Source organism: Syntrophotalea acetylenica, from assembly GCF_001888165.1.
Taxonomy (GTDB): Bacteria; Desulfobacterota; Desulfuromonadia; order Desulfuromonadales; family Syntrophotaleaceae; genus Syntrophotalea; species Syntrophotalea acetylenica.
This window is the reverse complement of record NZ_CP015455.1, coordinates 2,221,872-2,234,178: the sequence shown is the minus strand read 5'-3', so window position 1 is coordinate 2,234,178 and position 12,307 is coordinate 2,221,872. Positions and strand designations below refer to the sequence as shown.

The following is a 12,307-nucleotide window of genomic DNA, read 5'->3' as shown; positions in this document are numbered from 1 at the left end:
CGCACAAGGAAAATTCTCTCTATTCTCAAGGTTGAATTCATGCATGAGCGCGAAATCCTCAACCATGTCCATAAAATACGTTGCTGGTCAATCGGAAAGGCGAGCGAGGGTGAGGCAGAGGTCAATCCGATAATTGCAGCGTCCTGGGATCGCTGCCTGCGACATTACCGAATCAACCCGGGTGAGCCCGATCCGGTTCGGGTGCTGATGGGTGCCGAGTTGCGGGAGTATTCCGGGCCGATCGAACGCTTTTTGCGTATTGCCCAAAAGGCGGTTCAGTATCTGCACCGGCAGGTTGCCGCGCTCGGCTATTGCACCATGCTGTGCGACGCCAACGGCATAACCGTCGACTGGCTGGGCGACGAGCGATTGTCGCGGCAGTGGAAGGCTGCCGGTCTTTGTCTGGGATCTGTCTGGAATGAGAGCCGGGAAGGTACCTGCGGGATTGGCACCGCACTTGTCGAGCAGGTCCCCCTGACGGTGTACAATGGCGAACACTTCCGTGCCAAACACGCCGATCTGACATGCTCCTGTGCTCCCGTCATCGGTCCGGGCCATAAAACCATGGGCGGGATAGCTGTTTCCAGCTTTGTTTCCCCCGCATTCAAAGACAGTCAGCACCTTGCGCTGCAGTTGGTTATACAGGCCGCGCGCATGGTCGAATGCGCCTTCTTTCTCAGTCAGTGCGAAGATCGGTGGATTTTACGGCTCAGTGTCGAGAGGGAGCTTGCGGAAGTGTCGAGTGAGTGCTTCCTGGCCATGGATGGCGCCGGCAGGATTGTGGCGGCGGATCGTGTGGCTCACTGCAGGCTGGCGGGTGAGATCGGCGGCGGCAGCCTGCTCGGCAGGCCGATCGGCGAGACGCTGGATGTCGATTTCAGGAAACTGCTGGAAATGTTCTCCCGCTCCAGCATGGTGCTGCCCGTCCGCTTGCAGAAATCAGGGCTGCGGATGTTCGCCTCTCTGCGGTTTCCCCGGGCTGCTGCCGTGTCGTCGGCAGGTTCGATCGTGGCGTCCGCTTCCCGCGGCAGGCGTGTGCCGATGGCGGGGACGCCTTTGTCCCTTGATTATCTCACCGGGGAGGACCCCAAACTCAGGGCCTGTGTCGAGCGTATCAAACGTGTCATGAACAAGCCTATTTCGATTCTTCTCCAGGGGGAAACAGGTACCGGGAAGGAAGTCTTTGCCCGGGCCATCCATCATGCCAGTCGGCGCTCCGATAAACCCTTTGTTGCGGTCAACTGTGCCGCGATTCCCGAATCACTGATTGAAAGCGAACTGTTTGGCTACAAAGAAGGCGCCTTCACCGGGGCGCGCAGCAAGGGGATGCGCGGCAAGATTCTGCAATCGGATGGTGGCACCCTGTTTCTCGATGAAATCGGCGACATGCCGGCGAGCCTGCAAACACGGTTGTTGAGGGTTCTGGCGGAAAGGGAGGTCACGCCCCTCGGCGGGGAGACCCCGATTCCCGTCGATTTGCATGTGATATGTGCAACCCATCACAATGTTGCGGACCTGGTAGGCCTTGGCGCGTTTCGCGAGGATCTGTTTTACCGCCTCAATGGAGTGTCCTTTGAATTGCCGCCCCTGCGTCAGCGCTCCGATCTTGCCAGCCTGATCCGCGACGTGCTGGCGATCGAGGCAGGAACGGGTGGCGCTCCGGCGCTCGTTGAAGACGAGGCCATGCGGATCATGGAGGCGCATCCCTGGCCCGGAAACATTCGCCAGTTATGCAATGTCCTGCGCTATGCCCTGGCGATGTGCGATAAAAGGGTGATTACCTGTGGCGATCTTCCCGCCGATATCACCGGTTCCCGGCACTCCGGCGAGGTTGCGCAGATGCGGTGCCTTGAAAAGGACCGCCGCTGTTTGCCTGAAGCGCCGCCGGAGGACGATACCGCTTTTTTGGCGGACGAAGCCATTGCCGGCTTGAATGCCATGGAACAGGCTGAACGCCAGGTGATTATGCAGTCGCTGCAAAAGCATAAATGGCAGATTACCAGGGCGGTACGGGAGATTGGCATCAGCCGGGCGACCATGTACCGCAAGATGGATAAATATGCCATCGTGCCACCAAACAAGCACTGATTTGATGCCGTCGCGGAGCCGGCCGGCAGCAGGCCGGCTAATCGCGAAACCGCCGCGTCAGCTCCGCATAACAATCGATCCGCCCCTCCGCAAAACCCGCCAACGATCCCTTTCCCGAAACAGATACCCCCAAAGGCACAGCCTGAGTTTTTCTTTGACAGAAAAATGTAGTGATGGCATGATCATGTCGCTTTTATAGGGAACTTATTCGTCCCGATATCCATCGGCACATAGATAGTATCCATCCGGAAACGGCCCTTTTCCGCCGTGGCGGCGTCAATCCGCAGGCTTGCTTGTGCGGCGTACCGATGTACGCCACCGCGCAAACCCTTGATTTCCTTGCCACAACGAAAAATTGCTCGTTTCCCATATGAAAACTACGCTGTATCCATCCGGAAACGGCCCTTTTCTGCCGTGGCGGCGTCAATCCACAGGTTTGTTTGTGCGGTGCAGGCAGTTGCACCACCGTGCAGGGGTTTGGTTCTCTTGGTGGTTGTTGGTGAGTGAACCTTTGTTATTTTTAAATTTTTCATGATCAGTATGAGATGGAGGGTGTCAAGCATGCTCAGGTCAAGAGAGGTTCTGGCTGTATCGCTGGCCGGAATGCTGGTGTTCGGCGCTGCGGCGCGGTTGTGGGCGGCCGCCGATGATGAATTGTACCGTCTTGGCGAGGTGGTGGTTTCAGGGGGCACCCCGATAGTCGAAGCGGTGGGCGTGACGCGCAGGGTGACGGCTGAAGAGATGGAACAGCGCGGCGTGCGCTCTCTTGACGATGCCTTGAACCTGTTGCCCGGGGTAGACGTCCGGGTGGGTGGTGACGGTGCCCCGCGTATCGACATGCGCGGTTTCCGCACGCGGCATATCAAGCTGCTGCTCAATGGTACCCCTTTCAACAGCACCTATGACGGTCAGTTCGACCCGGCGTTGATCTCGGTGGAGAATATCGCCGAAATCGTGGTGACCACCGGCGCCACTTCGACCCTCTACGGTTCCGGCGGCAACGCCGGGGTCATCAACATCATCACCAAAAAAGGCAGCAAGGGCGTGCGTGGCTCCCTGAACGGTGAACTGGCATCGTGGGATACGCATCTGCTACGCGGTACCGGCTCCTATGGGGCGGACAAGTACAATGTTTTCGTCAGTGGCAGCCATTACGAGCAGGATTGTTACGAGCTTTCCGATCACTTTTCGCCGGCCAGGCTCGAAGACGGGGACGAGCGGGAAAACAGCGATCGGAGGCGGGATAATGTCTTTGTCAATGTCGGCGTTACCCCGAACGATGTCACCAGTATCGGCGCGACTTTCAGTTATCTGTCCGGCGACCGGGGCAAGCCGTACACCATCCTGACCAAAAAAGACGACCCCTTTGCCAGCAATCCCAAGTACGAGCGGGAAGACGATCTGGAAGAGTTCAACGTCCAGCTGGCGCTGGACCATGATTTTTCCGGGCCGATCAGTGTCAAGAGCTGGGCGTTTTTCAATGCGCTGGACATGGTGGAGAAGACCTACACCGACGCAACCCTCAGTAAACTTAAAAGCAAACTTGACTCAAAGGTGGAAATCTCCGGAGTCAATCTGCAGCTCGCCTGCGACCTGCAGCATTTCGGCAAGGCCACTTTAGCCCTGATGGCGGAAAACGATGATTGGCAGGCGCAGGAAAAAGTCGCTGACACCAGCGAAAACGAGGATTTCCAGCTCTACTCGGCGGATTTCGAATTCGAGGCCAGACCCTTGCAGGATTTGGGCACGGTGTTTGGTTTCGGCTATCACTGGCAGGACCGTGACGAGAAGGACGAGGAGGATTATTCCTATCTGGTCGGCCTGTATTATGATCTGCTGCCGGGCACCCGCCTGAAGGCGTCTCATGCCCGCAAGGTAAGGTTCCCGACTCTGCGTGACCTGTATGGCGACGAGGGCAATGCCGATCTGGGCGGCGAGGTGACCTGGCACTACGAGACCGGGGTCGAACAGAACCTGCCGGCCGAAACCATGTTTTCGGTGACCGGGTTTTATATCGACGTGGAGGATTTCATCGCCAAGGACGACGCGACCAAAATCCGCAGGAACTTTGAGGAATACGAATTCAAGGGGATTGAGGTGCTGGTCGAAAACCGTTATTTCGACAAACTGCTGCTGCGGGCCGGCTACACCTATCTCGATACCGAGGACAAGTCGTCCGACACCCGGCGGGATGAGATTCAGTACAATCCAAAGCATAAAACGACTCTCGAAGCGACCTACCAGCTGCCCTGGCAGATGAGCATTTATGGCAGCGCTCTGTACGTGGCCGAGGCCTACACCTACGATAGCAATGACAATAAAAAACGCATGCCGGAGTATCTGGTGTGTGATTTTCGTATTAACAAAAAGGCGGCAGGCGGGGCTCTTGATCTTTATTTCGGCATCAACAATCTGTTTGATGCCGACTATGAGCAAAGTTATGCTCTGCCCCGCTCTGGCCGTTTTATGTACGGCGGGGTGACCTGGAAATTTTGATGGGTCGGAAAGGCTTGTCCGAAACAGGGACAGGCCAAAATATCTGTTCGATGGCTCGAGATTGCCAGGTAAAAAGTCACCGCCGGGGTCCTGCCCGGATGTTGGTTTTGACGACCAGGGGATCCAGATACGCGCCGAGGCCGGGAGCAAACATGGAAATTTTCATTTCAATCGACGATACGGACAACATTCACAGCCGTGGAACCGGAGAAATTGCCGAACTTCTGGCCAGGGGAATCATGTCCCGTGGATGGGGTAACTGCGGAGCGGTGACCCGACATCAACTGCTCCTTCATCCTGATATTCCCTATACATCACATAACAGTTCAATGTGCTTTCCCGCGAACATTCCCGAGGGGGACCTGGAAGCGGTAACATGTTACTGCTGCTCCACCCTGGCTGCGGAAAGTGTATCGGGGGCGGATCCCGGGCTCTGCATTATGGTTCCGGAGCGGTTGAGCAATCCGCAATCGCTTGTGGCGTTCGGTCGCAGGGCAAAAACGGCGGTTATTACCAAGGACGAGGCTTATGCGACGGCCGCCACCCAAGGTGTACATCTTTCCGAGCACGGCGGCACCGGTCAGGGGGTCATTGGTGCACTTGCCGGAGCAGGGCTTCGTTATACGGGGAATGACGGCATATTCATGGGGCGGTTCCGGATCCCGGCAAACAACGGGATTGCGGTGGCGAGGGAAATTCGCCGCTCCGGAATCGATGTCGTCCAGACCATGGAAGGAAAGAAGCTGCGGGATGAAGAACCTGTTTTTGTTGGCGAATGGGTAAAACCGGTGCTTTTGGACAATAAGCCTGTTCTCCTGGTGGTCCCGGCAGAAGGGCTGCCGGGGATAACCTGGAAGGCATGCGACAGAAAAATCTACATGAAATTTTAATTTTATGGCGGGTTGGTTCTGCCCGCACTTTTTGAAAAAACACGTGTTGTAGCCGAAAAGACGGGAAAGGTTGCATACCTGATGGAAGCTTCGCGACAGGTTTTGTGGAATATCGGCAGCAGCCGCTTTCTTGACATCTGTACCTTCGTTACCGCTGTGTCTTTGGCAGCAGGTTTCTCCGGGAGGATCCGGGCATGGCTCCGTGGCAGAAAAGGGACAGCGGCGGGGCAGGTGAGTGAAAGACTGCGCGCCTTGCTGCGTGCCGTTTCAAGCCAGAAAGGGATGATTCGCGGTGGCATGTATCTTGGCATGCACCGTTGCATCGTGTACGGAATGCTGTTTCTTTTCACTGGCACGGTCATGCTGGCGATTGAAATGCACCTTGGCGTGAATTTTATTCACGGAGCCGTTTATCTGGCTTTTGGATTGATTGTCGATTTAGCGGGTATTGCCGTTCTGATCGGTCTATCTCTTGCGATATACAAACGGTATGTTGTGAGACCTGACCGGCTCGAAAGCGGCCTTCGTGACATTTTCCCTCTCATGCTGCTCGCCATGGTGGTGCTCAGTGGATTTTTACTGAAGGGCGTGCGCATAGTCGCCACTGCCGATCCCTGGGCAGTATGGTCACCGGTCGGGCATGCTTTTGCCCTGCTGTTGGGCGTCCCCCTTGACCAGCACGGTGCCCTCCGGTTGCACCGGTTTATCTGGCATGGTCATGTGGTGCTGTCCTTTTCTCTGCTCGCGCTTGCTCCATGGAGCAAGCTTCTCCACATGCTGGCTGTGCCATTGAGCATTTTCTCCCGTTTTCCCATAACCATGCGCATGGCGGCAGGGTTTTCAGAAGACAGTGGCCGAGGGGCGTGGACCGTTGCCGACTGTACCAGAAAACAGCTTGTTGAGACCGATGCCTGCGTGGAATGCGGCAGATGCAAAAAACTCTGTCCAGTGTTTCTGGGGGGTATGCCTTTCGCACCCATGATCCTGCTGAAAAGACTGCGAAACCTGGTGCGAAAGGGCAGATGGACCAGTCCGCTTGCCGGCCAGGTTATCGATGAGGCGGCTCTCTGGTCTTGCAGCTTGTGTCTGTCATGCGAGGAACGATGTCCGATGAACGGGGAACATGGCTTCGGGATTGTGGCGATCCGGCGCGGTGAAAATGAAAGGAACCGCGTCCCGGCAATGATAGCCGCCCGCTTTGACAGGAACCTGGCCTCGCTTGCCGATGCTTCCAACTGTCCGACTGCGCCGCATCCCGGTTTTGACGTATATCTGTGGCCCGGTTGCAAAGAGAGCAATCCAGATCAAAGTGAAATCCTGCGGAACGTTCAGCAGTTGTTGAAAAAAGCCGGGGTGAATTTTTCGGTTCTTGAGCCCCCGGCATGTTGCGGCGGCCCTGTTCGCCGGCTTGGCAATGAGCCGCTTTTTCAGCGTAATGTCGCGTTAAACGTCGGCTATCTGGAAAAACTGAAGAATGCGACGGTCGTCACCTGCTGCCCGCACTGCTTCAATACACTTGGAAATGAATATCCGGTTTTCGGAGCGAATGTGAAAATAATGCACCATGCGCAGTATCTCTCCGGGTTAGCTGCGGACAAAATGCTTCTACCCGGAAAAAGCTCAGCTCTCAAAGCGGCCTATCACGATCCCTGTTTTCTCGGACGGTATAACGGGGAGTACACATCGGCAAGGGCGCTTCTTGAGTCGGTGGCCGGGCTTTCCCTGATCGAGATGAAACACAGCCGCCAGAAAAGCTTATGCTGCGGCTCCGGTGGTGGCACGGTTGCGGCGGAGACCGCCAGGCAAGCCGGCCAACGGCTGTTGACCCGGATTTGCGAAGAAGGGGCGGAAGCGATTATAACCGGTTGCCCCTATTGTCGTGAAATCCTGCGGGCCGCAGCCATGGAACAGGCGTCGGAAAAGCCGGTTGCGATTCTGGATGTTGCTGAAATTCTGCATCGTGCTGAAATCCCATGAGCCGCTTTGTGCAACGTATCGTGCCGATGCTGATGCTGGCTGTTTTTCTGTTGGTGAATCGCACCGACGCAGCGCAAACGGTCGATATGTACGGACGGACCGTGGACCTGCCCGGCCGCATCGATAAGGTTGTCGCCGCCTCTCCTCCGGTTACCTACATGGTATGCACCATAGATCCGTGCCTCATCGGCGCATTGAACGTGCCTTCAAGCAGGAAACTGCAGCAATATCTTGGAAAAGATATTAAAAACCTGCCGGTTATCGGCGGTTTCGGGGGAGGCTCAAAAAATTTCAATGCGGAAGTTCTTGTGGAGTCCAGGCCGGATCTGGTGATTGTCTGGCCCCCTCCTTCCGGATTTCTTAATCCAATGGCCAGGCGTGTTCTGGATTTATCAGGAATTCCCTATGTACTGGTAAAACTGGATACGATAGAGGATTATCCGCAGGCCTATGAGTATCTGGGAAAATTGCTGGGACGGGAAGCGCGCGGGAAAAAACTTGCGACCTATTTCAGAAAGGCACTTAAAAAGCTGCGTGCGGATGCAGCCGGAATTTCTGAACGTCAGCGGGTTTCCGTCTATTTTGCGGAAGGATTGGATGGATTGACAACCGTGTCGTCCGACTCGGTTCACGGGGAGGTTCTCGCCCTGGCCGGAGGTCGAAACGTTTACCCGATAAAGTCTGGAAGCCGTCAGCACAAACACCGGCTCTCGATCGAACAGGTGCTGTTATTCGATCCGGAAGTCATTGTTGTCCAGGAACCTTCTTTTTTCAATGAAATCCACCGGGACAGCAGGTGGAGGGAGATCCGGGCCGTTCGCAATAAAAGGGTCGTTCTGGAGCCCAATATCCCCTTTAACTGGATGGATAGACCTCCGTCGTTCCTGCGACTGTTAGGGGCCAAATGGCTGGCCGGCATCCTCTATCAGCATCGTGAAAATGAAAAAGTCCTGTTTGAAACAAGAGAGTTTTTCAACCTGTTTCTGGGTAAGATGCTTGATGATGAGGATCTGCGATCCCTCCTGAACAATACAGACCGCCCATGAGAATGGGAAAAGCCCGGGGACAAACTGCGCGGTGTTCGTTGCCGCAGCAGAGGTCTCTGGAAACATGAGGGGTGATGTTTTCCGATAACACCGATAACCTTGCGATTTTTATGGCTACATCAAAAAAACCCCGCCTTCTGCGGGGTTTTTTTGATTCCGTTCTGGTCGGCAGCAGGAGGGTTAATCGCGAAACCGGCGCGTCAGGTCTGCATAACAATCGATCCGCCGGTCCCGCAGAAACGGCCAGATGCGGCGTACTTTTTCACTGCGGCTGCGATCGATTGTTACCACCAGCACTTCCTCCTGGTCCACCGAACCCTGGGTGAGCATTTCGCCCTGGCTGCCGGCCACGAAGCTGCTGCCCCAGAACAGGGAGCCTGCGCCATGAGGATCGGGAGAGGCTTCGAAGCCGGTGCGGTTGACGGCAATAACCGGCAGGCCGTTGGCCACGGCGTGGCCGCGCTGGATGGTGATCCAGGCGTCCCGCTGGCGCTGCTGTTCGCCCGCGTCGTCCCGGGGATCCCAGCCGATGGCGGTAGGGTAGATGAGCAGTTCAGCGCCGGCCATGGCCATCAGGCGTGCCGCCTCGGGGTACCATTGGTCCCAGCAGACCAGGATGCCGAGTTTGCCCAGCGAGGTTGAGATCGGAGCAAACCCCAGGTCTCCCGGCGTGAAATAGAATTTTTCGTAGTAACCGGGGTCGTCCGGGATGTGCATTTTGCGATAGCGGCCGGCGATGCTGCCGTCTTTGTCCATGACAACCGCCGTATTGTGATACAGGCCCGGAGCGCGGCGTTCGAACAGCGAGGTCACGATGACCAGGTTCAATTCCCTGGCGAGATCTCCGAACAGATCGGTGGCGGGGCCGGGGATCGGTTCGGCCAGGTCGAAGCAGTCGGTGTCTTCGGTCTGGCAGAAGTAGAGGCTGGCGTGCAGCTCCTGCAGGACCACCAGTTGCGCTCCCTGGTTGGCTGCTTCGCGGATTCCCTCGACGCTTTTTTGCAGATTGGCCTGACGATCGGCGCTGCAGGTCTGCTGAATCAGGCCAACGATGAGCTCATTCATGGCAAAACCCCTTTCGGAAGTTGCATGGTGACGCAATGCAGCGAACCGTGCTGCCGGATCAGCGGCAGGCAGTGCACGCCGATAATGGCGCGATCCGGAAACGCCTGTCCAACGGCGGACAGGGCGTGGGCGTCCTGAGGGTCGCCGTAGGTTGGAACCAGCACCGCGCCGTTGATGACAAGGAAATTGGCATAGGTGGCCGGCAGCCGATGTCCCTGTTCGTCATGGCAGGCCCGTGGCCAGGGCAACGGTATGAGCCGGAACGGTTTGCCCTCGAGGGTGCGCAGGTCCCGCAGTTCCTGGGCCATGGTCCGCAATGCGGCGAAATGCTCGTCTTTGGGGTTGTCGCATTGTACGTAGAGAATGGTGTCCCCGGGACAGAGGCGGGCCAGGGTGTCGATATGGGAATCGGTGTCGTCTCCGGCCAGGTAGCCGCTTTCAAGCCACAGCACCCGGCGGACGCCAAGCGTCCGGCTCAGGGCCTGTTCGAGCTGGGTTTTGTCCAGGTGCGGGTTGCGGTTGGCGCTGAGCAGACATTGGCTGGTGGTCAGCAGGGTGCCGCGGCCGTCCGATTCGATGCTGCCGCCTTCCAGCACCAGTCCGCAGGTGGTCATGGGGGTGGCGCCGAAGGCTTCAATGCTGTGCAGACGACGGTTGACCAGGTTGTCGAGGTCGGCGGAAAACTTGAGCCCCCAGCCATTGAAGGTAAAGTCGAGCAATTGCGGGCGATTGTCGTTGAGGATGGTGATGGGTCCGAAATCCCGGGCCCAGGTGTCGTTGGTGGGGATCCGGTAAAGCCTTACCCGCTCCATATCGATTTCGGCGGAAATGAGCGTTTGGCGGACGTTTTCGATATCCGGGGCCACCACCAGAACCTTTTCAAATCGACTGATCTCCCGGACCAGTCGGAGGAAAACCGGTTCGACTTCCTCCAGGCAGGGCAGCCAGTCGCTATCTTCATGAGGCCAGGCCAGCAGGACGGCGTCCTGCGGTTCCCATTCGGCCGGCAGGCGATAAAGCATACGAACCTCGCGCGTTAGGGGATGAACAAAGAAGCGCTATGGTAATGAAAAACGGGACTGGAGACAACTGCCAACCGATCCTCTGTCAACCGATGCTCCATAAAAACAGCAGATGGTCGATGATGCTCAACCCAGCCACACTCAGTGCAGCGGCCCATATGGCTTTCCCCACGAGGCGATCGAATCCCGGTGGCTGCCATTGCCGGTGCCAGAGAGTTTCACCCGTCAGTCTGCGCCGCACCTCCATGGCGGTGATTAAAAACGAAAGCCATAACGCCGCCAGCAGCCAGCCAGCCAATACATCGCTGAGCCAATGGGCTCCGAGAAAAATGCGGCTCAGTCCGATCAGTAATGCCATGAAGCTGGCGCTGGTGATCAACGACAGCCGCGAACGCCATTGACGCAGGGTACCCAGCGCCAGGTAAACGCTCAGTCCTCCCAGCAACAGGGCGAAAAATGCATGTTCGCTGGGAAACCCGGGTGAATCCGGCATGATGGCGGGATGCAGCGGCAGGGGGCGAGGACGGTTGAAGATCGACTTTAAAAGCCCTGTGAGCAACTTTCCGGCACCGGTGCCTGTCAGTATTACGGCGGCGGAAAAAGTTCTTCCTTTGAGTATCAGCCAGACAAACAGCAGAAATCCCCAGAATATAACCACCACAGGATCGGCCATCCCGGTCAAAACCAGCAGCAGGCGTCCGGCGAGGGGGTGGTGATGGTTGAGGATGAGATCATAAAATCGCCGGTCGCTGGCGTGCAGGATGGGCAATGTGCTCAATAGGCCAAAGAACAGGGCCGAGAACAGGGCACAGCACAAAAAACCGGCGGTAAGATACAGCCCCGCTCCGTGTCGCAGGCTGAAGCGGTCCGCGATAAATTGCCAGGTTTGCGGGTATCGGTCGCGACATTTTTTCAGAAGCGGTTTTCCCGCCCATCGGCACCAGATCTGGTGAAATCGGGTGCGGATGGTGCTCAGATGCGCTGACAGTCGTGGAACGGTGCGGCTCCAGAACAGGGCATTGCCAAACAGTATGATCGTCAGGGTGATAAGCAACAGGCTGAAGCGCCCGGTCAGAATCTGGACCTGCCGCCAACTGGCGGCGCCCATGCGGCCCAGCCCGGGATAGGCCAGCCCCCACAGCAGGCAGCTGAACAGGGTGTAGAGGCAAAATCTCGTTGGTGAAAATCTTGCACTGCCGGCCATAAACGCGGTCATCCCGCGCAGCGGTCCAGCAAATCTACCCAGAAACAGGCTCTTGCCGCCATGATCGAGAAAAAACATTTCGGCTTTGCGGATAGCTCCCATGTATTTACGAAATACAGGTCGGCGCAAAAAACGGTAGCCCAGGCGTGCCCCCATCAGATAGCTGAGATTGTCCCCGACAAAAGCGCCCAATGCGGCCGCAATCATGACGCCTCCAAGTTTTCCCTGGCCGTGGGCGGAAAGGAAACCCGCCAGGAGCACCAGGCTGCTGCCTGGTATCGCAAGACCGACCAGGGCGATCGATTCGGCCATGGAGATCAGGCCAAGCAGGGCATAGTAAAGGACCCCGTCGGGAAGATTGCTGGAGATGTATGGGAAAAAGGAATCCATGTTCATGCCGTCGAAAACGGTTTCAAGTCAGCCCTGTGGCGGCAAGGTATTTCCGGCAGCCCGCTTCCTGGGAGTTCCTTGCCCGGATAGTGTTCTGCGTGGCTTGCCAACAGTGGGTGAATTGTTAGT

Annotated in this window: 8 protein-coding genes; 5 read left to right on the top strand and 3 right to left on the bottom strand. The window is 56.9% G+C overall.

What is annotated here, in order from left to right; all coding sequences use genetic code 11:
• Window positions 1–39: 39 nt before the first annotated feature.
• From A6070_RS10295 to A6070_RS10275, 5 genes are all read left to right on the top strand, one after another.
• Window positions 40–2,088 carry a sigma-54-dependent Fis family transcriptional regulator gene (locus A6070_RS10295; protein ID WP_072285675.1) on the top strand — a complete coding sequence of 683 codons (2,049 nt, stop codon included), beginning with the start codon at window positions 40–42 and terminating at the stop codon, window positions 2,086–2,088.
• 561 nt (window positions 2,089–2,649) lie between these two features.
• On the top strand, window positions 2,650–4,584 hold the full coding sequence (locus A6070_RS10290; protein WP_072285674.1) for a TonB-dependent receptor plug domain-containing protein: 1,935 nt from the start codon (window positions 2,650–2,652) through the stop codon (window positions 4,582–4,584).
• A 152-nt stretch (window positions 4,585–4,736) separates the two neighbouring features.
• Complete coding sequence (locus A6070_RS10285) at window positions 4,737–5,474, top strand: hypothetical protein (protein WP_072285673.1); 738 nt, start codon at window positions 4,737–4,739, stop codon at window positions 5,472–5,474.
• A 231-nt stretch (window positions 5,475–5,705) separates the two neighbouring features.
• A complete protein-coding gene (locus A6070_RS10280) occupies window positions 5,706–7,451 on the top strand; it encodes a heterodisulfide reductase-related iron-sulfur binding cluster (protein WP_158513968.1) in 1,746 nt (581 codons plus the stop codon).
• Window positions 7,448–8,497 (top strand): ABC transporter substrate-binding protein, encoded by a 1,050-nt coding sequence (locus tag A6070_RS10275; protein WP_072285671.1) that lies wholly within the window; start codon window positions 7,448–7,450, stop codon window positions 8,495–8,497. Before A6070_RS10280 ends, A6070_RS10275 begins: the two co-directional genes overlap by 4 nt.
• A 180-nt stretch (window positions 8,498–8,677) precedes the next feature.
• Here the strand turns inward: A6070_RS10275 and A6070_RS10270 are convergent, their stop codons facing one another.
• From A6070_RS10270 to A6070_RS10260, 3 genes are all read right to left on the bottom strand, one after another.
• Window positions 8,678–9,562 (bottom strand): carbon-nitrogen hydrolase, encoded by an 885-nt coding sequence (locus A6070_RS10270; RefSeq protein ID WP_072285670.1) that lies wholly within the window; start codon window positions 9,560–9,562, stop codon window positions 8,678–8,680.
• Entirely contained in the window at window positions 9,559–10,584 is a 1,026-nt protein-coding gene (locus A6070_RS10265) for an agmatine deiminase family protein (RefSeq protein ID WP_072285669.1), read from the bottom strand. The genes A6070_RS10270 and A6070_RS10265 overlap by 4 nt, the downstream gene beginning before the upstream one ends.
• Window positions 10,585–10,669: 85 nt before the next feature.
• Entirely contained in the window at window positions 10,670–12,178 is a 1,509-nt protein-coding gene (locus tag A6070_RS10260) for a bifunctional DedA family/phosphatase PAP2 family protein (protein ID WP_072285668.1), read from the bottom strand.
• Window positions 12,179–12,307: the final 129 nt, after the last annotated feature.

What these genes read in the sequence shown, in the direction of transcription:
- A6070_RS10295 (WP_072285675.1), top strand. Translation starts at nt 40, where the DNA reads ATGCATGAGCGCGAAATCCTCAACCATGTCCATAAAATACGTTGCTGG.
- A6070_RS10290 (WP_072285674.1), top strand. Translation starts at nt 2,650, where the DNA reads ATGCTCAGGTCAAGAGAGGTTCTGGCTGTATCGCTGGCCGGAATGCTG.
- A6070_RS10285 (WP_072285673.1), top strand. Translation starts at nt 4,737, where the DNA reads ATGGAAATTTTCATTTCAATCGACGATACGGACAACATTCACAGCCGT.
- A6070_RS10275 (WP_072285671.1), top strand. Translation starts at nt 7,448, where the DNA reads ATGAGCCGCTTTGTGCAACGTATCGTGCCGATGCTGATGCTGGCTGTT.
- A6070_RS10270 (WP_072285670.1), bottom strand. Translation starts at nt 9,562, where the DNA reads ATGAATGAGCTCATCGTTGGCCTGATTCAGCAGACCTGCAGCGCCGAT.
- A6070_RS10265 (WP_072285669.1), bottom strand. Translation starts at nt 10,584, where the DNA reads ATGCTTTATCGCCTGCCGGCCGAATGGGAACCGCAGGACGCCGTCCTG.
- A6070_RS10260 (WP_072285668.1), bottom strand. Translation starts at nt 12,178, where the DNA reads ATGGATTCCTTTTTCCCATACATCTCCAGCAATCTTCCCGACGGGGTC.